The 23,571-nt window shown below is 71.7% G+C and carries 23 protein-coding genes and 1 riboswitch; of the genes, 13 read left to right on the top strand and 10 right to left on the bottom strand.

Going from position 1 to position 23,571, the window contains the following annotated elements:
- Positions 1-2 precede the first annotated feature (2 nt).
- Positions 3-1,925, bottom strand: coding sequence for a glycoside hydrolase family 15 protein (locus tag LH62_RS02110; RefSeq protein ID WP_255359975.1), 1,923 nt, complete (start codon positions 1,923-1,925; stop codon positions 3-5).
- On the opposite strand from LH62_RS02110, the gene LH62_RS02105 reads away from it, so the two are divergent.
- The 4 genes from LH62_RS02105 to LH62_RS02090 all read left to right on the top strand — a co-directional run bounded on the left by LH62_RS02105 (position 1,851) and on the right by LH62_RS02090 (position 6,716).
- Positions 1,851-2,891, top strand: coding sequence for an SDR family oxidoreductase (locus tag LH62_RS02105; RefSeq protein WP_052213614.1), 1,041 nt, complete (start codon positions 1,851-1,853; stop codon positions 2,889-2,891). The two genes, LH62_RS02110 and LH62_RS02105, sit on opposite strands and share 75 nt — an antisense overlap.
- Positions 2,892-3,283: 392 nt before the next feature.
- On the top strand, positions 3,284-5,440 hold the full coding sequence (locus LH62_RS02100; RefSeq protein ID WP_052213613.1) for a TonB-dependent siderophore receptor: 2,157 nt from the start codon (positions 3,284-3,286) through the stop codon (positions 5,438-5,440).
- Positions 5,437-6,528 (top strand): PepSY domain-containing protein, encoded by a 1,092-nt coding sequence (locus tag LH62_RS02095; protein ID WP_052213612.1) that lies wholly within the window; start codon positions 5,437-5,439, stop codon positions 6,526-6,528. The genes LH62_RS02100 and LH62_RS02095 overlap by 4 nt, the downstream gene beginning before the upstream one ends.
- Entirely contained in the window at positions 6,525-6,716 is a 192-nt protein-coding gene (locus LH62_RS02090; RefSeq protein WP_043358931.1) for a hypothetical protein, read from the top strand. The genes LH62_RS02095 and LH62_RS02090 overlap by 4 nt, the downstream gene beginning before the upstream one ends.
- Here LH62_RS02090 and LH62_RS02085 read toward each other — a convergent pair.
- Entirely contained in the window at positions 6,685-8,178 is a 1,494-nt protein-coding gene (locus LH62_RS02085; protein WP_144404350.1) for a mannitol dehydrogenase family protein, read from the bottom strand. The two genes, LH62_RS02090 and LH62_RS02085, sit on opposite strands and share 32 nt — an antisense overlap.
- The gene (locus LH62_RS02080) at positions 8,175-8,936 is read right to left on the bottom strand and encodes a DeoR/GlpR family DNA-binding transcription regulator (protein ID WP_043358927.1); all 762 of its coding nucleotides are present in this window, start codon (positions 8,934-8,936) and stop codon (positions 8,175-8,177) included. The genes LH62_RS02085 and LH62_RS02080 overlap by 4 nt, the downstream gene beginning before the upstream one ends.
- A gap of 106 nt (positions 8,937-9,042) precedes the next feature.
- Between LH62_RS02080 and LH62_RS02075 the strand changes: the two genes are divergently transcribed.
- The 8 genes from LH62_RS02075 (at position 9,043) to LH62_RS02040 (ending at position 15,894) form a co-directional block, all read left to right on the top strand.
- Entirely contained in the window at positions 9,043-10,338 is a 1,296-nt protein-coding gene (locus LH62_RS02075) for an ABC transporter substrate-binding protein (RefSeq protein WP_043358924.1), read from the top strand.
- Complete coding sequence (locus LH62_RS02070; RefSeq protein WP_236552448.1) at positions 10,322-11,188, top strand: carbohydrate ABC transporter permease; 867 nt, start codon at positions 10,322-10,324, stop codon at positions 11,186-11,188. The genes LH62_RS02075 and LH62_RS02070 overlap by 17 nt, the downstream gene beginning before the upstream one ends.
- Positions 11,182-11,997 carry a carbohydrate ABC transporter permease gene (locus tag LH62_RS02065; RefSeq protein ID WP_043358921.1) on the top strand — a complete coding sequence of 272 codons (816 nt, stop codon included), beginning with the start codon at positions 11,182-11,184 and terminating at the stop codon, positions 11,995-11,997. Before LH62_RS02070 ends, LH62_RS02065 begins: the two co-directional genes overlap by 7 nt.
- On the top strand, positions 11,994-12,962 hold the full coding sequence (locus tag LH62_RS02060) for an alcohol dehydrogenase catalytic domain-containing protein (protein WP_043358919.1): 969 nt from the start codon (positions 11,994-11,996) through the stop codon (positions 12,960-12,962). The genes LH62_RS02065 and LH62_RS02060 overlap by 4 nt, the downstream gene beginning before the upstream one ends.
- Positions 12,959-13,885 (top strand): PfkB family carbohydrate kinase, encoded by a 927-nt coding sequence (locus tag LH62_RS02055; RefSeq protein ID WP_043358918.1) that lies wholly within the window; start codon positions 12,959-12,961, stop codon positions 13,883-13,885. Before LH62_RS02060 ends, LH62_RS02055 begins: the two co-directional genes overlap by 4 nt.
- 36 nt (positions 13,886-13,921) lie before the next feature.
- Positions 13,922-14,803, top strand: a complete 882-nt coding sequence (locus LH62_RS02050; RefSeq protein ID WP_043358917.1) for an aldolase — start codon at positions 13,922-13,924, stop codon at positions 14,801-14,803.
- Between the two features lie 42 nt (positions 14,804-14,845).
- Positions 14,846-15,529: an SCO family protein gene (locus tag LH62_RS02045; protein WP_043358916.1), complete on the top strand. Its 684-nt coding sequence runs from the start codon at positions 14,846-14,848 to the stop codon at positions 15,527-15,529.
- 83 nt (positions 15,530-15,612) lie between these two features.
- The gene (locus LH62_RS02040) at positions 15,613-15,894 is read left to right on the top strand and encodes a hypothetical protein (protein WP_043337613.1); all 282 of its coding nucleotides are present in this window, start codon (positions 15,613-15,615) and stop codon (positions 15,892-15,894) included.
- Here the strand turns inward: LH62_RS02040 and LH62_RS02035 are convergent.
- On the bottom strand, positions 15,887-16,627 hold the full coding sequence (locus LH62_RS02035) for a tRNA1(Val) (adenine(37)-N6)-methyltransferase (protein WP_043358915.1): 741 nt from the start codon (positions 16,625-16,627) through the stop codon (positions 15,887-15,889). The two genes, LH62_RS02040 and LH62_RS02035, sit on opposite strands and share 8 nt — an antisense overlap.
- Positions 16,624-16,836, bottom strand: a complete 213-nt coding sequence (locus LH62_RS02030; protein ID WP_043358914.1) for a DUF2007 domain-containing protein — start codon at positions 16,834-16,836, stop codon at positions 16,624-16,626. Before LH62_RS02030 ends, LH62_RS02035 begins: the two co-directional genes overlap by 4 nt.
- 214 nt (positions 16,837-17,050) lie before the next feature.
- On the opposite strand from LH62_RS02030, the gene LH62_RS02025 reads away from it, so the two are divergent.
- Positions 17,051-18,061, top strand: coding sequence for a polyprenyl synthetase family protein (locus LH62_RS02025; protein ID WP_043364994.1), 1,011 nt, complete (start codon positions 17,051-17,053; stop codon positions 18,059-18,061).
- A 4-nt stretch (positions 18,062-18,065) separates the two neighbouring features.
- On the opposite strand, the gene LH62_RS02020 is transcribed toward LH62_RS02025, so the two are convergent.
- The 5 genes from LH62_RS02020 to LH62_RS02000 all read right to left on the bottom strand — a co-directional run bounded on the left by LH62_RS02020 (position 18,066) and on the right by LH62_RS02000 (position 23,556).
- Positions 18,066-18,383, bottom strand: coding sequence for a YnfA family protein (locus tag LH62_RS02020; protein WP_043358913.1), 318 nt, complete (start codon positions 18,381-18,383; stop codon positions 18,066-18,068).
- A 13-nt stretch (positions 18,384-18,396) separates the two neighbouring features.
- Positions 18,397-20,343: a TonB-dependent siderophore receptor gene (locus LH62_RS02015; protein WP_043358912.1), complete on the bottom strand. Its 1,947-nt coding sequence runs from the start codon at positions 20,341-20,343 to the stop codon at positions 18,397-18,399.
- 137 nt (positions 20,344-20,480) lie between these two features.
- Positions 20,481-20,696, bottom strand: a riboswitch (cobalamin riboswitch).
- Positions 20,697-20,727: 31 nt separating this feature from the next.
- On the bottom strand, positions 20,728-21,384 hold the full coding sequence (locus tag LH62_RS02010; RefSeq protein WP_082012305.1) for an exopolysaccharide biosynthesis protein: 657 nt from the start codon (positions 21,382-21,384) through the stop codon (positions 20,728-20,730).
- 160 nt (positions 21,385-21,544) lie between these two features.
- Positions 21,545-22,339: an enoyl-CoA hydratase gene (locus LH62_RS02005; protein WP_236552447.1), complete on the bottom strand. Its 795-nt coding sequence runs from the start codon at positions 22,337-22,339 to the stop codon at positions 21,545-21,547.
- 5 nt (positions 22,340-22,344) lie between these two features.
- Complete coding sequence (locus LH62_RS02000; protein WP_236552446.1) at positions 22,345-23,556, bottom strand: CaiB/BaiF CoA-transferase family protein; 1,212 nt, start codon at positions 23,554-23,556, stop codon at positions 22,345-22,347.
- Between the last annotated feature and the right edge of the window lie 15 nt (positions 23,557-23,571).

The following is a 23,571-nucleotide window of genomic DNA, read 5'->3' as shown; positions in this document are numbered from 1 at the left end:
GTTCAGCCGCCGGCGCGGTGCACGACCGGGCCGCACAGGCCGAGGCCGGTATTGACCAGGGCGATATGGCTCAACGCCTGCGGGAAATTGCCGATCATGCGGCGGCTCGGCAGGTGGTATTCCTCGGCGAGCAGGCCGACATCGTTGCTGAGGGCAAGCACGCGGAGGAACAGCGTACGGGCTTCCTCGTGGCGGCCCTGCATGGCCATGCAGTCGGCCAGCCAGCAGGAGCAGGCGATGAAGGCGCCTTCCTGGCCGCCATCCCGGTCGGCATAGCGGTGGACGATTCCGCCATCCAGCAGGTCGCGCTCGATGGCGGCGATGGTGCCGGCGATGCGGGGGTCCTCGACGGGGAGGAAGCCCATGAGCGGCAGCATCAGCAAGCTCGCATCCAGTGCCTGCGAGCCATAGTGCTGGACGAAATGGCCAAGCTTCGGGTCGTAGCCGCGGTGGCAGACCTCGGCATGGATCTCGTCGCGGAGAGCGGCGAGGCGGGTGAGGGCTTCCGGCTCCAGCCCGTCATCCGCATGGACCTTGAGGAAGCGGTCCACCGCGACCCAGCACATCGCTTTGGAATAGACGTGGTGCTGCGGCGTGCCGCGGCTTTCCCAGAGGCCCTGGTCGGGCTGGCGCCAGCTGCGCTCGACGAACTCGATGAGGGTGCGGCCGATGCGGCGGCCGTGCTCGCTGCCGTCGATGCCGGAGCGGCGGGCGAGGTGGACGGTGTCCAGGATTTCGCCGAAGACGTCGAGCTGGACCTGGCTGGCCGCGGCATTGCCGATGCGGACGGGGCCGGAGCCCTCATAGCCGGGCAGCCAGGGCGCCTGCCATTCCTCCAGCCGGCGGGAGCCATCCACGCGGTACATGATGCGCATCTTCTCCGGCGTGCCGCCGATGGCGCGCAGCAGCCATTGCAGCCAGTCGCGCGCCTCCTCGCGGAAACCGGCATTGAGCAGGGCGCAGCAGGTGAAGGTGGAATCGCGCACCCAGCAATAGCGGTAGTCCCAGTTCATCCCGCCGCCCGGCTTCTCCGGCAGGCCGAGGGTCGGCGCGGCGATGAGGCCGCCGGTGCGGGGGTGGCTCAGCGCCTTCAGCGTCAGGAGGGAGCGGCGCACCGCGTCCGGCCATTCGGTTGGCTTGCGGAACTGGCCGATCCAGCCCTCCCAGTAGGCGAGGGTGCGGGCGAGGGCAGCCTCGGTGTCGATCGGGCCCGGCTCCGGGTCGTAGGAGCGGGCATAGCGCAGGACAAAGGGAATGGTCTCGCCGGCCGCCAGGGTGAAGCGGCCACGGGTCGTGCCATCCGCCGTCTCGAGCGGGGCAGGGCTGCGGAGCGTGACCTGGTCGGGGCCGACCACGGCGTGCATGCCATCGGCGCGCGGCGTCAGCCAGCAGGGGACGCTGCCATAGTCGAAGCGGAGGCGCAGGTCGCACTCCATTTCGACCTCGCCGCGGAGGCCGGTGAGGAGGCGGACCAGCGCGGTGCCGCCTTCGGGCTCGGCCGGCATGAAGTCGGTGAGGCGGACGGCGCCGGCCTCGGTCTCGAATTCCGTCTCCAGCACCAGCGTGTCGCCGTGGTAGCGGCGGGTGGTGCGTGCCGCGACATCGGCTGGGGCGAGGCGCCAGCGGCCATGCTCGGGGTCGCCCAGCAGGGCAGCGAAGCAGGCATCGTCGTCGAAGCGCGGCCAGCAGAGCCAGTCGATCGACCCGTCCTTCGCCACCAGCGCCGCGGTCTCGCCGTCGCCGATGAGCGCATAATCCTCGATGGGCTTTGACATGCGCCGTTGGAACCCGGAGCGGCGCCCCGGGTTGCCTGAGCGATATGTTTTGTGCCACGCACGAAAGGGGGATGAATGACCAGGATCGTCGTGGTGACCGGCGCCGGGGCAGGCGTCGGGCGGGCCGTCGTGCGGGAATTCGCGCGGCACGGCTACGATGTCGGCCTCATCGCGCGGGATGCGGCGCGGCTGGAGCAGGCGGCGGCGGAACTCAGGGCCATGGGGGTCCGCGCCATGCCGTTGCCGCTCGACGTGGCGGATGCCGGTGCCGTGGAGGCGGCGGCCGCGCGGGTGGAGGCGGAGCTTGGCCCGATCGATGTCTGGGTGAACGGCGCGATGGCGACGGTCTTCGCCCCGGTGCGGGAGACGACGGCGGAGGAGTTCCACCGGGCAACCTCCGTCACCTATCTCGGCACCGTGCATGGGACCATGGCGGCGCTGCGGCGGATGCGTGGGCGGCGGCGCGGGACGATCATCAATGTCGGCTCGGCGCTGGCCTATCGCTCGGTGCCCCTTCAGGCAGCCTATTGCGGGGCGAAGTCGGCCATCCGCGGCTTCACCGACAGCCTGCGTTCCGAGATCATGCATGACGGCGACCGCATCAACCTCTGCATGGTGCACCTGCCGGCGGTGAACACGCCGCAATTCGACTGGGCGTTGAACAAGATGGGCAAGCGGGCGCAGCCGGTCCCGCCGATCTTTCAGCCGGAGGTGCCGGCGCGGGCCATCGTCTTCGCCGCCGAGCATCCGCGCCGGGAGATCTGGGTCGGCTTCCCGACGGTGAAGGCGATCCTCGGCAACCGGATCGCGCCGGGGCTGATCGATCGCTACCTGGCGTGGAAGGGCTACAGCGGGCAGCTGACCGCGGAGCGCGAGCCGGCCTCGGTGCCGAGCAACCTCTTCGAGCCCGTGCCGGGCGATTACGGCGCGCATGGGCGGTTCGATGCGCGGGCGCGCACGGGCAGTTGGGAGATGGTCATCAGCCGGCACAGGGGCGCGGTGATGGCGGGGCTCGGCCTCGGCCTGCTGGCCGTGTTGCGGCTTGCCACGCGGAACGGTCCTGCCGCGACGCCGCGTCGCGTGGCCAGAGGGGTGGCACACCGTTCGATCCGGTGATGCGAGGCGGCCGGCGCTCCGGATACGGCGATCGAGGCCCGTCCATAAGCGGGACGGCCGGCGACTTCTTCTGGCAGCGGGCTGGCGCGAAGGCATCGGCAAGGGTGTGAGCGACTGGCGGGCGATGCTGGAGGCGGGCGCGATGCACGCCGCCGATGCCGTCGCGCATCACGCTGGAGCAGATGAGGAAGTTCACCTCCGCTCCGCTGAGCCCCGACCCGGAGGAGGGCAGCGTGTTGGTCCCACAAGGCGCGGGAGGTGCTCAGCGGCGTGCTGCCGGGGCGGAAGAGCTGAGTCCGGCTAGACTGACAGCCGCGTCAGGTTGCATGAGCGTGCTTGCAATTGATAATGACTCTTATTAACGGAACAGGAAACGATCCGAGGGTTGATCCTTGTCCGCTCGCAGCCGCCTGCCCCTGCTCTGCCTGGGGCTGACCCCCCTCCTACTCGCCGGCGCCGCCCTGGCGCAGGGCACGGATGACGCCGCGGTCCGGCTGCCGGAACTCGCCATCTCCGGCCGGCCGGCGCTCGGGGCCGTGGAGCCCCCGCGCGGCTTCGTCGCCAGCGAGGAAACGGCCGGCACCAAGGGCGCCACCCGGTTGATCGAAGTGCCGCAATCCATCTCCGTCGTGCCGCGGGCAACCATCGACGCGCTGCAGGCCCAGAGCCTCGGCGAGGCGGTGCGCTACCAGGCCGGGCTGCGGGGCGAGAGCTACGGGCCCGACCCGCGCGCCGACTTCCTGCTGCTGCGCGGCTTCGATGCGGTGGACAACGGCTACTACCTCGACGGGCTGCGCTACAGCGTCGGCTTCGCCGCGGGTTCCTACGAGCCCTACGGCCTCGACCGCTTCGAGATCGTCCGCGGCCCCGCCTCGGTGCTCTATGGGCAGATCCAGCCGGGCGGCCTCATCAACCAGGCTTCGCGCCGGCCGACCCAGACGCCGCAGGGCGAGATGCGCCTCACCGCCGGGGATTTCGGCCGGGCGCAGGCGGCGGGCACCAGCAGCGGTCCGCTCGACCGGGACGGCAAATGGTCCTACAGCCTGACAGGGCTCGGGCGGCTGGCGGACAGCCAGATCGACAAGGTGGGCAACGACCGGGCCTTCATCGCCCCGGCCATCACCTGGCGGCCGGATGACGACACGCGGCTCACGCTGCACGCCTATTACCAGCGCGACCGCACCCAGGGCGCGCAATTCCTGCCCTATCTCGGCACGGTGCGGGAGACGGCCTTCGGCCGCATCCCGACCCGGCGCTTCGCCGGCGAGTCGGGCTTCGACAAGTACGACATCACCCAATGGGGCATCGGCAGCGAGTTCGAGCGGCGGCTGAGCGACGCGGTGACGCTGCGGCAGAACATGCGCTGGGCGCATTCGGGGATCAATTGGCGGCAAACCGTCGGCATCGGGCTGCTGGCCGACGAGCGGACGCTCGGGCGCATCGGCTTCCTCTCGACGCCGGATATCGACCGCTTCCAGGTGGACAACCAGGCGGAATTCCGCTTCACGACCGGCCCGCTCGGGCACCGGCTGCTGGCCGGCTTCGACTATTCGACGGTGCGGATCTCCAACCCGCAGGCCTTCGGCGGGGCGCCGAGCCTCGACGTCTTCCGCCCCGCCTACGGCTCGCCGGTGCCGCTCGCCGCGGCGGGGACGAATACGCGGCAGAACACCTCGCAATACGGGCTCTACGCCCAGGATCAGGTTCGCCTCGGCGAGCGGCTGGTGCTGACGGCGGGCGTGCGGCAAGACTGGGTGGAGAGCAGCACGCTCGACCGCATCGGCGGCGGCACGCAGCGGCAGAGCGACACGGCGACGACGGCCCGGGTCGGCCTCGTCTACCTCACGCCGGGCGGCTTCGCGCCCTATGCGAGCTGGTCCACCTCCTTCCTGCCAACGCCGGGGACGAGCGCGGCGGGCCGCGCCTTCACGCCGCGCGAGGGCGAGCAGTTCGAGATCGGCATCAAGTACCAGCCGCCGGGGCGGGACAGCTTCGTCCAGGCCTCGCTCTTCCAGATCACTCAGACGAACAGCCTGACGACGGACCCGAACAGCCCGCTCTTCCAGGTGCAGAGCGGCGAGATCCGCGTACGGGGCGTGGAGCTGGAGGGCGTGGCGCGGCTGCCGCGCGGGCTGAGCCTCATCGGCTCCTTCACCGCGCTCGATGCGGAGATCACCAAGGGCGCGCCCGAGGAGCGCGGCAACCGCCCGGCCGGCGTGCCGGCGACGGGGGCCGGGCTCTATGCCGACCAGAGCTTCGGCGAGGAGGCCGGGCGGCTGGCGGGCCTCGGCGCCGGCCTCGGGCTGCGCTTCCTTGGCAACAGCACGACGGGGAATGCGGCGCACAACGTCGTCCCCTCGGTGACGCTGGTGGATGCGGCGCTGCGCTACGACCTTTCGCGCTTCGGCAATGCCCTTGCCGGCGCGCAGCTCGCCGTCACCGCGAACAACCTGTTCGACACCGCCTATGTCGCGCGCTGCACCAGCGACACGGCCTGCTTCTACGGCAACCGCCGGACAGTGCTCGCCAGCCTGGTGAAGCGCTGGTGAGCCTGCGTGGCTGGTCGCGGCTGCATACCTGGTCGAGCCTCGTCTGCACGGTCTTCCTGCTGCTGCTCTGCCTGACCGGGCTGCCGCTGATCTTCCACCACGAGATCGGCCACCTGACGGGCGCGGAGGTCGAGGCGCCGCCCATGCCGGAGGGCACGCCGATGGCGGACCTCGACCGCGTCGTCGCCGCGGCGCGGGCGCAGCGGCCAGGCGAGGTGGTGCAGTACCTGATCTGGGAGGAGGACGACCCGGCCATCCTCTACCTGAGCCTGGCGCCGACCCCGACCTCGCCGCCGCAGGAGCTGCGCACGGTGGTAGTCGATGCGCGCACCGCCCAGGTGCTGGACGAGCCACGCGACGAGGGCTTCATGTACTGGATGCTCCGGCTGCACACGGACCTCTTCGCCGGCATTCCCGGCAAGCTGTTCCTCGGCGCGATGGGGCTGCTCTTCGTCGTCGCCACCGTCTCGGGCGCGGTGCTCTACGGCCCCTTCGCGCGGCATGGCGAGTTCGGGACGGTGCGGCGCGGCCGGAGCGGGCGGCTGCGCTGGCTCGACCTGCACAATATCCTCGGCGTCGTCACGCTGAGCTGGGTGCTGGTGGTCGGCGCGACGGGCGTGGTCAACACCCTGGCGGAGCAGGTGCTCGCGGTCTGGCGGGCGGACCAGCTGGCCGAGATGGTGGAGCCCTGGCGCGGGCAGCCGCCGGTCGCGGCGCCGGGCTCGGTGCAGGCGGCGGTGGCGGCGACGCGGGCCGCGGCGCCGGACCGGAAGCCGTTCTTCGTCGCCTGGCCGCAGACCATGTTCTCGAGCGGGCACCATTATGCCGTCTTCCTGCGCGGCGACACGCCGCTCACCCACCGCCTGCTGACCCCGGCGCTGGTCGATGCCGAGACCGGGCGGCTCACCGACCTGCGCGCCCCGCCCTGGTACGTGACGGCGCTGCTGGTCTCGCAGCCGCTGCATTTCGGCGACTATGGAGGGATGGCGCTGAAGATCGCCTGGGCGGTGCTCGACATCGTCACCATCGTCATCCTCGGCAGCGGGTTGTGGCTGTGGTGGCGCCGGCGGCGCGAGGCGGCGGCATGAGGGCGCGGCCGCGGGTGTGGCGAATCCCGGCGGTGCTGGCGGTGCTCTCCGCCGTCGCCCTGCTGGGCGGGCTGATGAGGGACGGCGTCTGGGACGCCGTCGCCAGCCTGGCCCTGGTGCTGCCGCTGCTCGTCGCGTGGTGGGCGGGGCGGCGGGTCAGAAGCCCAGGCGCTCGCGGGCCGCGCTGAGGGTGGCGCGGGCGCCCGAGGCATAGAGGGATCCCAGCCAGTGGCGGAGCGGCCCGGTGAAGGCGGGCTGCGCCGCGAGATCGCCGAAGACCGCCTCGACCGCGAGCAAGGGGGCGGGGTCCGGGCCGCCTGCCGCCGCGCGCTCCTGCAGCAGCGGGGCCAGGGCGTGGCGGAGGGCGATCGGCCGGCCGGCCTCGTCCTCGCCGCGGGCGCAGCGCATCCAGGCGGCGACGGCGAGGGCAAGGAGCTCCACCGGCTGGCCGGCGCGCAGCCGGTCGCGCAGCGGCTCCAGCACGATGTTGGGCGAGCCGTCCGCGACGATGCGGCCCGGCGTGTCGCGGATGGCGGGGTTGGCGAAGCGTGCCGTCACCGAGTCCTTGTAGGCATCGAGGTCGATGTCCGGGACGGGCGGCACGGTCGGGCCGGTTTCGCGGTCCATGACGGCGCGCATCAGCGCGGCGAGGTCGGCATCGGCCATGCAGTCGGAGACATGGGCGTGGCCGAGCAGCACGCCGAGGCCGGCGATGGTGTGGTGGCTGGCGTTCAGCAGCCGCAGCTTCATGAACTCGTAGGGGCCGACATCGGGGACGAGCTGCGCGCCCACCTCCTCCCAGGGCGGCCGGCCGGCGGCGAAGCGGTCCTCGATCACCCACTGGCGGAAACCTTCGCAGGGCACCGGCCAGCGATCGCGGAGGCCGTGGCGGGCTTCGAGCGACTGCCGGTCCTCATCCGTGGTGCCGGGGGTGATGCGGTCCACCATGGTGGAGGGGAAGGCGGCCTTGTCCTCGATCCAGTGGGCCAACGACGGGTCGCGCAGCGTGGCGAAGGCGAGCACGGCGTCGCGCAGCACCTGGCCGTTGTGCTGGAGGTTGTCGCAGGACATCACGGTAAAGGCTGCGGCCCCGGCATCACGGCGGCGGCGCAGCGCCTCGGCGATGACGCCGATGGCGGAGCGCGGCGCCGAGGGGGCGGCGAGGTCCGCCTGGATCAGCGGGTTGCCGGGGTCGAGGCGGCGGGTGGCACGGTCGATGCAGTAGCCGTTCTCCGTCACCGTCAGGCTGACGATGCGGATGGCGGGCGCGGCCATCGCCCGCAGCAAGGCGGCGGAGGAGTCGCCGGCGAAGGCGACGGCCGCGAGCGAGCCGATGACGGTGGCGCGCTCCTCGCCCTCGCCGCGTTCGAGCAGGGTGTAGAGCCCGTCCTGCGGCGCGAGGGCGTCCACGATCCGCCGGTCGGGCGGCATCAGCCCGGCGCCGAGGATGCCCCAGGCGAGCGCGTCGGCGCGGCGCTCCATCAGGTCGTGCGCGTAGCGGGCCATGTGGGCGCGGTGGAAATTGCCCGGCCCGAGATGGACGATGCCGGCCGTGACCGCGGCCGGGTCGTAGGAGGGGGTGTGCAGCCCGGGTGGGAGGCTACGCAGGGTCGCCCGGTTCAGCTCCATCGCGCCATTCTTTCCTGTCATGCGGCGATGATCTCCACGCCCGCCGCGCGCAGCGCCTTCCGCGTCGAGGCCGGGGCTTCCTCCGCCACCAGCAGCGCGCCGCGGCCGGGGCGAGTGACGCGGCAGGGGGCGGCGCGGCGGAATTTCGCGCCATCCGCGACGACGAGCAAGCGGCCGGCACCGGCCAGCATGGCGCGGGCCACGGCCACCTCGTCCTCATGATAGTCGAGCAGCCAGCCATCCTCGCCGATGGCGCCGACGCCGGTGATGAGCGTGTCGCAGCGCCAGCGGGCGGCCAGCTCGGCGGTGGTCGCACCGGTCAGGCCGCCGTTGCGCGCCTGCCAGGCGCCGCCGAGCAGATGCACCTTCATCCCCGGCGTGGCGCCGAGGATGCGCGCGGCCGCGCTGCTGTTGGTGACGACGAGGAGGTCGCGGTGCGTGGCGGCCAGCGCCGCCGCCGTCGCCTCCACGGTGGTGCCGAGGGTGAGGAATAGCGAGGAGCCGTCGGGAATGAGCGCTGCGGCGGCGCGGGCGATGCGTTGCTTGGCGGCGCTGTTCTCGACATGGCGCACTGCGTAGTCGGTATTGGCGATGGAGGAGGGCAGGCTGGCCCCGCCGTGGTGGCGGCGGAGCAGGCCCTTCCCGGCCAGTTCCGAAAGGTCGCGCCGGATGGTCTGCGGCGTGACCGCGAGGCCGCTCGCCAGCTCCTCGATGCCGGCATAGCCGCCGCGGCGCCGCAGGGCGTCGAGAATCCCGGCATGGCGGCTGTCCGCGCCCATCTCCTCCCCCTTTTGTGCGCAAGCGCGAAAACGAAAATCCGCTTGCGGAAGCGAACATAGATCGGCTTCACTCGCCGGCACAAGAAAGACGGTTGGGAGGAAGGCCATGAAGCGGCGCGAGCTCATCGGTGGCGCCCTGTCGCTCGCGGCGGCGCCCGCGTTCGCCCAATCGGGCGGCTTCGACTGGCGGCGGCAGGACGGCCAGACCATCACCCTGATGTTCAACAACCATCCCTGGTCGCAGGCGATGCGGGAGATGGCCACCGAGTTCACCGCGCGCACCGGCATCCGCGCCCGGATCGAGATCTTCAACGAGGAGCAGTTCCGCGCCCGGCTGACGACCTTCATGCAGGGGCGCTCGGCCGAGCTCGACGTGTTCATGACGCTGGCCAGCCGCGAGGGTCCGGTCTTCCGCAAGGCGGGCTGGTATGCCGACCTCGCGCCGCTGCTGGCCGACCCGTCCCTGACGGCGCCCGACTACGATGCGGCCGACTTCGCCGCCTCCATCCAAGGTGCGAACGTCTTCGAGCGGCAGGTGGTGGCGGTGCCGATCAACCAGGAGGGGCCGCTCTTCTACTGGCGTCGGGATGTGTTCGAGCGGCTCGGCATCCCGGAGCCGCGCACGCTGGAGGACATCCCGGCGGCCGCCGCCGTCATCAAGGCGCGCGAGCCTGGCATGATCCCCTGGGCGGCGCGCGGGCTGCGCACGGCGATCCCCTACGCCTTCGTCGGCTTCGTCAACAACCTCGGCGGCTCGGTGGCGACGCCGGACGGCAAGCCGGGCATGTCGCAGCCCGGCAGCGTCAAGGCGATCGAGATGTATGCGAGCCTGCTGAAGGAGTACGGCCCGCCCGGCGCGCTGAACCATACCTTCACCCAGGTGATCGAGCTGCTCGGCGCCGGCCGCGTCGCCATGGTGCATGAGAGCAGCAACGAGTTCGCCAACATCATGCGCTTCCCGAACCGGGCGAACGACCTCGGCGTGAAGATCCTGCCGCCGGGGAAGGAGAGCGGCATCTCGAAGCCGGCGGCGATCGGCTGGGGCATCGCCATCTCCGCCCATTCGCGCAAGCAGGCGGCGGCCTGGACCTTCCTGCAATGGGCGACCTCGAAGGAGACGCAGGCGAAGCTGGTCTCGGCCGGCGTCGCGCCGCCGCGCGCCTCCGTCTTCAAGGGGCCGGCCTTCGATGCCTGGACGGCGGAGCTGCCGATCCGCCGTGCCTGGGCCGAGGCGCTGGTGCAGCTCGGCCGCGAGGGCAGCGGCGTCTTCCAGCCGCCGACCGACCGCATCCCCGAGGCGCGGGAGAAGATCGGCGACGCGGTGCAGCAGGTGGTGCTCGGCCGCGCGACCCCGGCCGAGGCGGCCCGCATGGCGGATGAAGAGCTTGCGAAGATCCAGTAGAAGCACCTCCTACCGCTGGATGGTGGCGCCGGCGTTGCTCTTCGCCGGCGTGATGATCGTCTTTCCCTTCGGCTATGCGGTGTGGCTGTCGCTCTGCGACGTGGCGCTCGGCCAACCGCCGCGGCTGAACGGTGGCGCCAATTACGCGCGGCTCGCGGGCGATGCGGATTTCTGGAACGGGCTGCGGCTGACGCTTTGGCTCTACGCCATCTCGCTTGTCGCGCAGCTGGTCATCGGCACCTGGCTCGGGCTCTTGCTGGCGCGGACGCGGCGGGCGCGGGGCATCGTCCGCACCATCCTCGTCTCGCCCTTCATGCTGCCGCCGGTGGTGATCGGGATGATGGCGATCGTGATCCTCGACCCCTCCTTCGGCATCGCCAATTGGTTGCTGGCGCAGATGGGGCTGCCGCCAAGGCTGTGGCTGTCGGACCCGGATACGGTGATCCTGACCGTCGCCGCCATCGACACCTGGCAGTGGACGCCCTTCGTCGCGCTGATCGTCATGGGCGGCTACCTCTCGCTGCCCGGCGAGGTCTTCGAGGCGGCGGAGGTCGATGGGGCGCGGGGCTGGCAGCGCTTCCGCCGGCTGACCTTGCCGCTGCTCGGGCCGACGCTGGTGACGGCGGCGGTGCTCCGCAGCGTCGACCTGCTGCGCTTCTTCGACGTGATCTACATCACGACGCAGGGCGGGCCGGGGACGGCGAGCACCACGCTCAACATCCTCGCCTATCGCCGGGGCTTCGAGTTCTTCGACATCGGCTATGCCAGCGCGATCATGGTAACGCTCTCGGCCCTCGTCTTCGGCTCGGTGCTGGTCTTCGCGCGGCTGCGGCGGGCAGTGACGTGGTAGGGCGGCGCCTCGGCCGGGCGGCGGATGCCGTGGCACTCGGCGCGGTGCTGCTGGTGCTGGTCGTGCCGGTGGCCTGGGTGGTGCTCAGTGCCTTCAAGACGCGGACGGAGGTGGCGGCGCTGCCGCCGCGCCTGTTCTTCACGCCGACGCTCGAGAATTTCGTCGAGCTGTTCGGGCGCAGCGACTTCCTCGACTACAGTTGGAACAGCTTCGTCGTGGCGGGCGGCTCGACGGTGCTCGGCCTCCTGCTCGGCGTGCCGGCGGCCTTCGCCATGGCCTGGCACCGGATGACCTGGCCGGCGACGGCGACGCTCTTCGCCCGCATGGCGCCGGGGACGCTCTTCCTGCTGCCCTGGCTGGTGATGTTCACCGCCGTCGGGCTGACCGGGACGCGGACGGTGCTTGTCCTGACGCATGCCGTCATCACCCTGCCGGTCGCGATCTGGGTGCTGCTGCCCTATCTGGAGGCGGTGCCGCGCGAGCTGGTGGAAAGCGCGCAGATCGACGGCGCACGGGCGCATCAGGTGCTGCTGCGCGTCGTGTTGCCGGTGATCGTGCCGGGGGTTGTGGTGGCGGCGATCCTCGCCTTCGTCTTCTCCTGGAACTACTTCCTCTTCGCCCTCGTGCTCTCGGGCGTCGAGAGCAAGACGGCGATCGTGGCGAGCTTCAATTTCGTGGGCGAGGGCGTGACGAACTGGGGGGCGCTCATGGCCGCCGCCGTGGTGATCGCCGCCCCGCCCTTGATCCTGACCTTGTTGATCCAGCGCCGCCTGGTGGGCGGCCTCGCGGCGGGAGCGGTGAAGGGATGAGGGCGGCGCATTTCCACGGCGAGGGCCGGATCACGGTGGAGCAGGCGGCCGAGCCCGCGCCGGCCGAGGGCGAGGTGACGGTGCGGGTCGCGGCCTGCGCGCTGTGCGGCAGCGACCTCAGGCCTCTGCGCAAGGGCTGGCCCTTCACCCCGGGACATGAGATCGCCGGGCGGGTAGACCAGCCTGGGCATGCAAGGCACGGGCAGCGCGTCGCGGTCTACATCCCCGTCTTCTGCGGGCATTGCGAGGCCTGCGAGAGCGGGCGGACGCATCTTTGCCGGAACAGCCGCGAGCTGGTCGGCTGGCAGCGGGCGGGCGGCTATGCCGATGCGGTGGCGGTGCCGGAGCGCTGCCTGCTGCCGCTGCCGGACGACGTGCCGGACCACCTGGCGCCGCTGCTGCTCGACACCATCGGCACCACGGCGCATGGCCTCAGGCTGGCGCGGCGGGTGGTGGAGGGCGGGCGGGCGCTGGTGCTGGGTGCGGGGCCGATCGGGCTCGGCGCCATCCTGGTGCTGCGGCGGATGGGGTTCGGGCCGATCTCGGTCGTCGATCCGGCCGCCTATCGCGCCGGCTTCGCGGCGAGCCTCGGCGCCGAGCCGATCACGGCCGAGGCGGCACAGGCGGGGCGCTTCGCGCTTGTCGTCGAGGCGACGGGGAAGGATGCGGCGCGGCAGGTGGCGCTGGAAGCGGTCGGCGTGGAGGGCGTCATCCTCCAGCTTGGCGAGTCCGACGCCTGGTCGATCACCGAGACGCGCTCGATCCGGCTGAAGGACTTCTTCCTGCTGCGCTCCTTCTATTTCCCGATCGGGGATTTCGCGGCGAACCTCGAACTGCTGCGGGCCGACCGGGCCGAGTATGAGCGGCTGGTGGATGACCGGGCTGGGCTCGACGGGCTGGAAGGGCTCTTAGCCGCCTTCGCCCGCGGCGAGCGGCTGAAGCCGGTGCTGGTGCCGAAGGCATGACCGGGCGCGTGGTCTGCGTCGGGATCGCGGTGCTGGACCAGGTGTGGGAACTGTCGGCGCTGCCGCCGGGGCCGGGGAAGTTCCTCTCCCATGGCTTCCGCGAAACCGGGGGCGGCATGGCGGCGACGGCGGCGGTCGCAATCGCCGCGCTCGGCGGGGCGGCGCTGTGGCATGGCAGGCTCGGCGACGACGGGCCAGGGGCGACGCTGCTCGGCTTGCTGGCGCGTTGCGGGGTGGAGCTGGTGGATGTGGTGCCGGCGCCGGGCGGCCACTCGCCCGTCTCCGGCGTGCTGGTGGATGCGGAGGGCGAGCGGATGCTCGCCGTCTTCCCGGGCGAGGGCTTGCCCCGCGAGTCGGCCCTGGCCGAGGAAAGGCTAGACGGGGCGGGGGCGGCGCTGGCCGATCCGCGCTGGCCGGCCGGGGCGGAGCGCCTGTTTCGCTTGGCGGGCGCGCGGGGGCTGCCACGGGTGCTCGACGCCGATGTGGCGGCTGCGGGCACCATCGCCGACCTCGCGCCGCTCACCGATCACATGGTCTTCTCCCAGCGCGGGCTTGTGGAATTTACCGGCATCGAGGAGCCCGCGGCGGGTCTTGCCGCGGCGGCGGGGCGGCTCCGCGGCACGCCGGCGCTCGGCCCAGCGGGCGGGCTCGGCGTCACGCTCGGGGCGCGGGGCAGCCTCTGGTGGCGGGAGGGCGGCGCGGTGCCGCTGGCCGCGCCGCGCATCGCCGCGCGCGACACCACGGGCTGCGGCGACGTGTTCCATGGCGCCTATGCGCTCGCCCTGGCCGAGAGGCGGGATGCGCCGGGGGCGGCGCGCTTCGCCACGGCGGTGGCGGCGCTGAAGGCGGAGCGGGGCCGGGGCTGGCTCGGCATGCCGGACCGCGCGGCAGTCGAGGCGCGGCTGGCCGAGGGATGGGCTTGACCCCGTGCGGGTCGTCGGTTGCAGCAGGAGAGCATGATGAACAGCAGCACCCAGAAAGCGGATCTCAGCGCTCTCGCCCGGCCGTCCGGCGCCTTCGCCATGCTGGCGGTGGATCAGCGCGAGGGCCTGCGCGCCATGATGGCGGAGTTCCAGGACGGGCCGGTGACGGACCGGCAGATGTCCGACTTCAAGATGGCCGCCTTGCGGGCGCTGACGCCGCATGCCTCGGCGGCGCTGCTCGACCGCGAGCTCGCCTGGGACCGGGCGATCGCGGAGCGGGCGGTGGCGCCGGGCTGCGCGCTCATCGCGGCCGGCGACACGTTGATCTCCGGCCCGGGCGAGCTAGTAGCCGAGGCGCGCATCGACGAGGCGGTGGTACCCGCCAAGGTGCGGGCGGAGGGCGCCGTCGCCATGAAGCTGCTGGTCATCTGGCGGCCGGACGAGCCGCCGGAGCCGCGCGTCGCCCTGGTCGACGATTTCGTCGCCCGCTGCCGGGCGGCGGGGTTGGCCAGCATCGTCGAGCCGGTCTGCCGCCGGCGCCGCGACGGGCAACCCTGGAACACCGCCGAGGGCATCCTGCCGGCGGCGCGCGAACTCGGCGGGCGCGGCGCCGATATCTACAAGGCGGAGATGCCGCTCTTCGGCAAGGGCTCGGAGGCGGAGGTGAGGCGGGCCTGCGCCGAGCTGACGCGGACGGTGCAGGGGCCCTGGGTGGTACTTTCCTCGGGTGTCGAGCCGGATGCCTTCCCCCAGGCGGTGGAATGGGCCTGCCGCGAGGGTGCCTCGGGCTTCCTCGCCGGACGGGCGGTGTGGCGCATGGTCATCGGCCGGCCGGATCTTGATGCGGCCCTGCAGCAGGAGGCCGTGCCGCGGCTGCAACGCCTGGCCGAGGTGGTGGACCGCGCCCTCGGAGGCTGAACCCCCCTGGCGGCGCCGCGGGGCGAGGACTATGGAGATGGCATGCTTCGTGCCATCCGCCTCATCGTCCTGGGCCTGATCCTGCTGCTCGGCGGTGCCTGGACCTATGCCTGGGTCAGCCGGGCGCCGGGGCAGGGCGTGGGCGAGGCCTTCATCGCGTTGCTCGGCGGCGCTTCCGGCGGCGGCGAGGCAGGGCCGGTCTCCTCCGGCGGCGTGCAGCTGCCGGCGGGCCTCGCCCTCGGCGGCCCCTTCAGCCTGACCGATCAATCCGGCAAGACGGTGACCGAGCGCGACTATGCCGGCGGCTGGATGCTGATCTACTTTGGCTACAGCTTCTGCCCGGATGTCTGCCCGACGGAGCTCGGCACCATGGCGGCCGCGCTCGACCAGCTGGGCCCGGCCGGGGCGAAGGTCGTGCCGGTCTTCATCACCGTCGACCCGCAGCGCGACACGCCGCAGCACCTGACCGACTATGTGGGCCGCTTCCATCCGCGGATGCAGGGGCTGACCGGCACGCCGGAGCAGGTGGCGGAGGCGGCGCGGCGCTACCGCGTCTACTACACCAAGGTCCAGCGGCCGGAGATGACCGACTACCTGATGGACCATTCGAGCTTCATCTATCTGGTTGGGCCGGATGCCAAGGTCCGCAGCCTGTTCCGACCGGAGCAGAGCCCGGAAACCATCGCCGCCGCGATCGCGGCGCAGATCGGCCGCCCCACCGGATGAGCCAAAGCACGATTCCCGAGCCCGGGAAAATTTGTTAACCTGTTCTTTGCAGCCGGTCCGCCGGCCGCGAGCGGAGACGACGCATGGCGGATGACGATTCGGATCAGGACGGCACGAGGGAGGCAGGCCGGGGCGCCGCGCCGCGGCATAGCCGGCGGCTGTCCGACAAGATCCTGATCGCTTTCCACCACGCCTGCGACCAGGGCGATTACGAGGTGGCGGAACAGCTTCTCCGCATCCTCGAGATGATGCTGACCCGCCGCCCCGTCTCGCCCGACACCAATCGGCGCCGCAACATGGAAAGCCTGGTCGCGGCGCATGAGCGGCTGTGGCACCTCCGCCACCCGGACACCAACATCAGCTGAGATCGAGGGCGGCTGCGTCGCGCAGCACCGCCTCCGCCGCCGGGCTGAAGCCTTCGCCAGGCCCGTGCAGCACGAGGCCGGGGGCGATGCGCGCGGGGCCACGACTTTCGCGTCGGGCCTGGAGCAGCACCCGCCTGGCGGCAACGCCCTCGCGCGGCCAGAAGGGCAGCAGCAGCGTCCCGGCGCAGCCTGCCCCGGCCAGCGCCGCCATCCCGGCATCGAGACGCGCCGCAGGCAGGATCAGGCTGAGTGTTCCTCGCCGCGCCAGCGGTGCCGCGAGGAAGCGCGCCCAGTCGCCGAGTCCCGCCGCCTCGCCGGTCGCATGCGTCATCACCTCGCGGCCCGGCTCCGGCGGCGGCGTGCCGCCCGGCCAGAAGGGCGGGTTGGCGAAGGCATGGTCGCAGGGCGGCAGCCGCCGGGCCAGCGCCCGGTCCCGCACGTCGCCCTCGATCACCTCGGCGGCGAGGCCGGCGGCGGCGGCATTTTCCCGCGCCAGTGCTGCCAGCCCGGCATCCCGCTCCAGGGCGACGATGCGGAGCCCCGGCACCCGCGCCGCGAGGCAAAGGAAGGCGGCCCCGCTGCCGCAGCCGGCCTCCAGCACCACTTGGCCGGGCCGGGCCGGGATGCCGGCGGCGAGCAGTACCGCATCCAGCCCGGCCCGCAGCCCCCGCCGAAGCTGGTGCAGCCGGACGCGCCCGCCGAGCAGCAGGTCCTCCGTGCGATCCTCGCTCACCCTGCTTCCTCGCCCGCCTCCTGCAGGATGCGACGGGCGTGCTCCCAGTCCTCATCGGCGACGGCGAGCCGCCGGGGGAAGGCGCCGATGCCGCCCTCGACCGCGCTGATATGCTGGTCGAGCAGCACGCAGCCGATGCCGGCATCCCGCAGCAGGGCCATGAGGAAACTGAGGCGAACCGGGTCCACGCCCTGGGCGATCAGCCGCATATTGCCGTCAAATCCTTGTTTTCCCTGCGCTTGCCGCCATCTGCCGGCATGGCTATGGTGCCGGCCGCCGGGGCGGCCCCGCCACGGCCTTTGTATTGGCGGGCGAAATGGGCCGTCCAGGCGATTCCGCCGAGAGGCCCTGCCCGCACGGAGCCAGGATTCAAGCGAAGTGGCAGCGGTTGCGCGTGCTGTGCCGGACGATTCCTCTGTGACCATGCCCGCAAGCGATGCGGCGACGCAGGGCGCCGAGGATGCGCTGACCGCGCTCACAACGCTGGTTCAGACCGATCTCGAAGCTTGCAACCGGCTCATCGTGCAACGCATGCACAGTCCGGTCGCGCTCATCCCGCAGCTTGCCGCGCATATCGTCGCTGCCGGTGGCAAGCGGCTGCGGCCGCTGCTGACCCTCGCCGCCGCGCAGCTCTGCGGCTATCGGGGCGAGAGGCATGTGGCGCTGGCTGCCTGCGTCGAGTTCATCCACACCGCGACGCTGCTGCATGACGACGTGGTGGACGAAAGCTCGCTCCGCCGCGGCCAGGCCAGCGCCAATGCGCTGTTCGGCAACAAGCCGAGCGTGCTGGTCGGCGACTTCCTCTTCGCCCGCGCCTTCCAGGTGATGGTCGCGGATGGCAGCCTGAAGGTGCTCGCCATCCTTTCCGAGGCCGCCGCCACCATCGCCGAGGGCGAGGTGCTGCAGCTGGCCACCCAGAACGACACCACGACGACCCAGGCGCAGTATCTGGAAGTGGTCGAGGGCAAGACCGCCGCCCTCTTCGCGGCCGCGACCCGCATCGGCGCCGTCGTCGCCGAGCGGCCGGAGGCGGAGGAGGCGGCGCTCGAGGCCTATGGCCGCAATCTCGGCATCGCCTTCCAGCTCGTCGACGACGCGCTCGACTATGCCGCGGAACAGGAGCGGCTCGGCAAGACGGTGGGCGACGATTTCCGCGAGGGCAAGATCACCCTGCCCGTGCTGCTCGCCTTCGAGCGCGGCGACGATGCGGAGCGCGAATTCTGGCGCCGCACGCTGGAGGAAAAGGAGCAGGGGCCGGACGACCTCGCCCGCGCCCAGGCCCTCATCCAGCGCCATGGCGCGCTGCGTGACACGGTCGCCCGGGCCCAGGCCTATGGCGATGCGGCGCTGGAGGCGCTCGGGCATTTCGCCGACAGCCCGGTGCGCCGCGCGCTGGCTGGCATCGTCGCCTTCTGCATCGCCCGCGCGCGATAGAGGGTCAGGGACGGGCCAGGATCACCCCGGCACCTATCAGGCACAGCAGCGTGCCGATGACATCCCGCCCGTCCGGCGCCACCCCCTCGACCGCCCACATCCAGCCGAGCGAGGCGGCGATATAGACCCCGCCATAGGCGGCGAAGGCGCGCCCCGCCGCCGCCGTCTCCACCAGCGTCAGCAGCCAGGCGAAGAGGGCGAGCGAGCTCATCCCCGCCGCCAGCCACCAGGGCGAGGCGCCGAGCCGCAGCACGGACCAGACGGCGAAGCAGCCGCCGATCTCGGCCAGCGCCGCGGCGGGATAGGCGAGGGGGGCGATCATGCTCCCACTCCTCTCACAGGGCGAAGCGCGTGCCCACCAGCAGGCTGCGGCCCGGCGTGAGGAAGCCGTTCGCCGGCTCCCACCGGCTGTTGCCGAGGTTGCGTGCCTCGAGGAAGACCGCCGCCTGCGGCAGGGCCTGCCAGGTGGCGGTGAGGTTCACCACCGTTCCGGCCGGGTTGCTGCGGGCATAGGGGTACGCGTTGCCCCCGTTGTCGTAGGAGGCGAAGGCGGCTTCCGGGCTGCGGCCGGTGAAGAGCACCGTCGGCGCGATCACGAGCTTCGGCAGCGGCGCCAGCCGTGCGGTGATGCTGACGACGTGCTCGGGCCGCCGCGGCAGCCGCCGGTCGGTGGCGGCGTCGAAGGCCTCGGTGATGGTCCAGGCGGCCGTCGTCTCGAACCAGGCGGTCGGGCGCAGCGTCAGCCCCAGCTCCGCGCCATGGATGCGGGCGCGGTCGACATTCACCAGCGTGTCGAAGCCGCCATTGTAGTTGATGAGGTCCCGCACACGGCTCTGGAAGTAGGTGAAGCTCGGGGTGAAGAAAGCTGGGCGACCGAAAGCGGGGATATCGGTCTCGCTGCCGATCTCCCATCCGATGGAGCGCTCCGGCCGCAGGTCCGGATTGCCGCGGAAGAAGCCGGTGATGATGCCGAAGCGCTGGTAGAGCGAGGGCGCCGCATAGCCCGTGCCCGCCGAGACGCGGAGCCGCGAGGCGATCTCCGGCACCGCCAGCACCGCGCCGACCCGCCAGGTGGTAGCATCGGTGAAGCCCGTGGTCGCGTCGCGGCGGAGCCCCGCCGTCAGGTCGAGCCGGCCGAAGGCGCGGTATTGCAGCGTGGCGTAGCCGCCCGTGCTGTGCTGGCTGGCATCCACCAGCGTCTGGAAGCCGGCGCCGCCGCTGCGGCTCCGTGCCTCCTCCCCCGTATGCGTCAGGCCGAAGCCGAGCGCCCCGTCCGTGAAGGCGCCGAAGGAGGGCAGGCGGACGGTATTGCCCCAATCGAGCGTGGTTCGCGTGCCGCGGTAGAAGTCCCGCGAGCTGGCGCTGCTGAGCCCGTCGGGCAGGTTGGAATAGACGCGCCGGTCCTCGGTGGCGGCGATGCGCAGCCCGGTGGTCCAGGCGCCGTCGAGGAGGCGGGTCTCGCCGCGAAGCTGGCCGTAGTACCGGCGGTCCTCGCCCGAGTAGTTCGGGTCGTCGCCGGGGACGTTGTCGAGGCCGAGATTGGTCTGCCGCCAACGCAGCAACGCCTCCACCCGGCTGCCCTCCGCCGGCGTCCAGCCGAGCCGCGCCGTGCCGAAGCCGCCGCGGAAGCCGTCCCGCTCGCCGAGCGAGGACTGGAAGCGCGTCGCCGTCGCGTTGGAGCCCTCGGTCGAGACCGACTGGCCGGAGAGGAGATAGTCGAAGGCGCCGACCGTGCCCGTCGCGCCGGGCCCGCCGCGCAGCGTCCGCTGCGTGCCGCCGGCCAGCTCGCCATAGGGCTGGATGGCGCGGTCGGCCGGCGCCCGCCGCGTCACCAGGTTGATGACGCCGCCGATCGCCGAGGAGCCGTAGAGGGCGGAGGTCGGGCCACGCAGCACCTCGATCCGCTCGATGTCGAAGAGCAGGTCATTGCCGAAATTGAAGGCCCCGCTGGCCTCGGCCGGGTCGTTGAGTGGGACGCCATCCAGCAGCACCAGCACGGCACGGCCGGAATTGCCGCGGAGGAAGGCCGTGGTTTGCGCCCCGAGTCCGCCGAGCGGCGTCAGCCGCAGGCCGGGCACGGAGACCAGCGCCTCGGCAAGGGACTGGTAGCCGCGTTCCTCGATCTGCTGGCGGGTGATGACGGTGGCGGCGGCGGGCACGCGCTCGGCCGGGGTCGGTACGCGGGTGCCGGTGACGATGGTGTCGGGGATGGCGGTCTGGGCGTGGGCGTGGCTGGCGAGGGCGGCTAGGCCGCTCGCCAGGAACAGGGACAGGCGTCGCATCGGGTCCTCCGATTGCGCGTGACGACAGAGCCCCGGCCCGGCGAGCCGGACCGTGACGGCGGACGTCGTTCCCGCAATCGGAGAGGCCCTGGGGGACCCCATGCTTCCGGTGCGCCGGTGCACCCCGCCCGGCACGCGCGAGACAACTCTGCGCCGGCCGGTCTCCTGGCTCGCGGTGCGGGACCCCGGGGGACCCCGGCCTCCCCGCCTTCTCACGCCCTGGCGGGCGCAATGGCATGTGGAGAGGCCTCACCGCCCACAGTTGCGAGGGCAGCCGCGGACGGGCGGGGCTACCCCCGCCTGCCGCATTCCCGTTTCAGCCCTCGCGGGCCACCGGCGCATGCGGGCTGGTTAGCAAGGATCGCTGCGCGCGGGCAGTGGGGATCAGAAGATCCAGCCCAGCGCCTGCACGCCGAGCCAGCAGACGACGGTGAGCACCGCCGTGGCGAAGATGCAGCCGGCGACGGTCAGCCCGACCCCCCAGGCCATCACCCGGTTGTCGTGCTCAACGAGGCCGAGCGCCATGACGATATTGCCGAAGGCGGGCGGGCCGTTGGTGCCCGGCCCCGGCAGGATCAGCATCAGCGCCACATAGGCGGTGAGCCAGCCGAAGAGGCGGTCGCCGATGGGCGAGGTGAAGAAGCCCGGCCGCGGCCGCACATAGGTCTCGATCCGTGCCATCCACTTGGAATCGCCCGCGGTCAGCCGCAGCAGGTCCGTGCGCTTCACACTCTGCCGGGCGATGAAGGCCGGCAGCTTCGGCGTCCGCCGCCCGAGCCCCATCTGGATGCCGAGCAGCAGCACCGGCAGGCCGAAGACCGAAGCCATGCCCGGCAGCAGCGAGGGCAGCAGCAGCAGCAGGATCAGCAGGCCGAAGGCGCGATCGCCGAAGGCCTCGGCCATCTCGCCGAGGGTGATGCGCTCGCCCGGGAAGCGCGCGGCCACCTCCGCCACGATGCGGGAGATGGGGGCTCCCGCCCCATGCGCGCAGCTTTCCTTGGCCGGCAGTCCGACCGGCGGCGCGTCGAGGTGTCCATCCATGTGCGGTCAGCGGTCCCTTCGATCCCAGACGCTCAGCAAAGCCCGGCCTGCCACCCAATTGACGAAGGGTGTGTCACGGCTGCCGCATCCTATGGAAAGAATGCGCGTCATGCACCGGGATTTTCGCGCGAAGCTGGACACCGGTGCGTTTCCGGCTCGATTACGCTCCGGTGAAGGCGGGCTTCCGCTTCTCCATGAAGGCGCGCCGGCCCTCGCGGTAGTCGCTGCTGTCGAAGCAGGCGGCCATGGCGGCCTGGAGCTGAGTCATGTCCCGGTCCGCCCGGTCCATCAGCACCGCCTTCACCGTCTGCTTGTTCGTGGTGAGCGAGAGCGGCGCATTGGCGGCCATGGTCGCGGCCAGCTTCGCCACCGTCTCCTCCAGCGCCTCGACCGGCACCACCTTGTTGACGAGGCCCATCCGCTCCGCCTCGTGGGCCTCGAAGCGCTCGCCGGTCATCAGGATCATATGGGCATGGGCCGGACCGACCAGGTCGACCAGGGCGCGGACCATGTCGAAGCCGTAGGCGATGCCGAGCTTCGCCGCCGGGATGCCGAACTGGCTGTCCTCGGAGGCGATGCGGATATCGGTGGACATGGCAATCCCCAAGCCGCCGCCCATGCAGAAGCCCCGGATCTGCGCGATCACCGGCTTGCGGTAGGCGGCGAGCTTGGCGCGGCCTGCGCTGGTCAGCTTCTCGTATTCGCGTTGGGCATCGGCATTGGCGCGGTTCTTCTCGAACTGGCTGATATCGGCGCCCGAGACGAAGGCCTTGTCGCCGGCGCCCTGGAGGATGACGCAGCGCACGGCGGCATCCTCGGCGAAGCGGTCGAGCGCCTCGGCCATGCCGTTCCACATGTCGACCGACATGGCGTTGCGCTTCTCCGGCTGGTTGAACACCACCCGGCCGACCCCGCCCTCGACACTTGCGAGGATCTTTCCTGCGGCGAATTCCATCCGGCTCATCCGAGCGCCCCCTTGGCCTTCAACTCTTCGATCTCAGTCTCGGAGAGCCCGGCCTCGGCCAGGATCTCCACGCCATGCTCGCCGAGGGCCGGCACGTCGCGGTAGACGCCGGTCTCCAGACCCTCGATGTTCAGCGGGTTGGCGACGACCTGGATGTCGCCCCGGCTGCGGTGGTGCATCGGCATCGCCATCTCGAGGTGCTGCACCTGCGGGTCGGCGAAGACCTCGGCGATGTCGTTGACCGGGCCGCAGGGGATGCCCGCCTCCTCCAGCCGCTCGATCCACCATTCGCTCGATTGCGTCCGGGTGACCTCGGCGATGGTGGCGTTCACCCGCGCCCGGTCCTTGCTGCGTCCCCCGGCCGTCGCCCATTCCGGCACGGCGAGCCATTCCTCATGCCCCGCCGCCCTGCAGAAATTGGTCCAGAGCTTGGGCGTGGAGGCCGCGATGTTGATCGGCTTGTCGGCAGTCGGGAAGACGCCCATCGGGATGTTGACGGGGTGGTCGTTGCCCGCCTGGCCGGCCACCTCGCCATCCATCAGGTAGCGGCTGGCCTGGAAGTCCAGCATGAAGACCTGCGCCTCGAGCAGCGAGGTGTGGACATAGCCGCCGCGCCCGGTCTTCTCCCGGTCGAACAGCTTCAGCATGATGCCGAAGGCGAGCAGGTTGCCCGCCGTCAGGTCGTTGATCGGTATGCCGACGCGCATCGGCCCGCGGCCCGGCTCGCCGGTGATGCTCATCAGCCCACCCATGCCCTGGGCGATCTGGTCCACGCCGCCACGCTTGGAATAGGGCCCGGTCTGGCCGAAGCCGGAGATGGAGGCATAGACGAGGCGCGGGTTGAGCGGCGCGAGATCCTCATAGGCGATCTTCAGGCGGTGCTTCACCTGCATCCGCATGTTCTCGACGACGACATCGGCGGTCGCCGCCAACTTGAGGAAGGCGGCGTGGCCTGCCGGGTTCTTGAGGTCGAGGGCGATGCCGCGCTTGTTGCGATGCAGGTTCACGCTGTCGAACCCATCCCGCGCCCCGCCCAGCGCATCGGCCGAGCTCGGCGGCTCGACGCGGATGACATCGGCGCCCCAATCGGCCAGGTGCCGCACGCAGGTGGGGCCGGCGCGGGCCAGGGTCAGGTCCAGCACGCGGATGCCGGCCAGCGGCAGCCGGGTCTCGGCCATCAGCTTCGGGTCGATCGGGCTTTCGGGCATCGGCGTTCCTCCCGG

This window comes from Belnapia sp. F-4-1 (assembly GCF_000802185.1).
Classification (GTDB): Bacteria; Pseudomonadota; Alphaproteobacteria; order Acetobacterales; family Acetobacteraceae; genus Belnapia.
Note: the sequence above shows the minus strand (reverse complement) of the source record. Positions and strands in the feature narration are given on the sequence as shown.

What these genes read in the sequence shown, in the direction of transcription:
- LH62_RS02105 (WP_052213614.1), top strand. Translation starts at nt 1,851, where the DNA reads ATGACCAGGATCGTCGTGGTGACCGGCGCCGGGGCAGGCGTCGGGCGG.
- LH62_RS02090 (WP_043358931.1), top strand. Translation starts at nt 6,525, where the DNA reads ATGAGGGCGCGGCCGCGGGTGTGGCGAATCCCGGCGGTGCTGGCGGTG.
- LH62_RS02085 (WP_144404350.1), bottom strand. Translation starts at nt 8,178, where the DNA reads ATGACAGGAAAGAATGGCGCGATGGAGCTGAACCGGGCGACCCTGCGT.
- LH62_RS02080 (WP_043358927.1), bottom strand. Translation starts at nt 8,936, where the DNA reads ATGGGCGCGGACAGCCGCCATGCCGGGATTCTCGACGCCCTGCGGCGC.
- LH62_RS02075 (WP_043358924.1), top strand. Translation starts at nt 9,043, where the DNA reads ATGAAGCGGCGCGAGCTCATCGGTGGCGCCCTGTCGCTCGCGGCGGCG.
- LH62_RS02060 (WP_043358919.1), top strand. Translation starts at nt 11,994, where the DNA reads ATGAGGGCGGCGCATTTCCACGGCGAGGGCCGGATCACGGTGGAGCAG.
- LH62_RS02055 (WP_043358918.1), top strand. Translation starts at nt 12,959, where the DNA reads ATGACCGGGCGCGTGGTCTGCGTCGGGATCGCGGTGCTGGACCAGGTG.
- LH62_RS02050 (WP_043358917.1), top strand. Translation starts at nt 13,922, where the DNA reads ATGAACAGCAGCACCCAGAAAGCGGATCTCAGCGCTCTCGCCCGGCCG.
- LH62_RS02045 (WP_043358916.1), top strand. Translation starts at nt 14,846, where the DNA reads ATGCTTCGTGCCATCCGCCTCATCGTCCTGGGCCTGATCCTGCTGCTC.
- LH62_RS02040 (WP_043337613.1), top strand. Translation starts at nt 15,613, where the DNA reads ATGGCGGATGACGATTCGGATCAGGACGGCACGAGGGAGGCAGGCCGG.
- LH62_RS02030 (WP_043358914.1), bottom strand. Translation starts at nt 16,836, where the DNA reads ATGCGGCTGATCGCCCAGGGCGTGGACCCGGTTCGCCTCAGTTTCCTC.
- LH62_RS02025 (WP_043364994.1), top strand. Translation starts at nt 17,051, where the DNA reads ATGCCCGCAAGCGATGCGGCGACGCAGGGCGCCGAGGATGCGCTGACC.
- LH62_RS02020 (WP_043358913.1), bottom strand. Translation starts at nt 18,383, where the DNA reads ATGATCGCCCCCCTCGCCTATCCCGCCGCGGCGCTGGCCGAGATCGGC.
- LH62_RS02015 (WP_043358912.1), bottom strand. Translation starts at nt 20,343, where the DNA reads ATGCGACGCCTGTCCCTGTTCCTGGCGAGCGGCCTAGCCGCCCTCGCC.
- LH62_RS02010 (WP_082012305.1), bottom strand. Translation starts at nt 21,384, where the DNA reads ATGGATGGACACCTCGACGCGCCGCCGGTCGGACTGCCGGCCAAGGAA.
- LH62_RS02005 (WP_236552447.1), bottom strand. Translation starts at nt 22,339, where the DNA reads ATGGAATTCGCCGCAGGAAAGATCCTCGCAAGTGTCGAGGGCGGGGTC.
- LH62_RS02000 (WP_236552446.1), bottom strand. Translation starts at nt 23,556, where the DNA reads ATGCCCGAAAGCCCGATCGACCCGAAGCTGATGGCCGAGACCCGGCTG.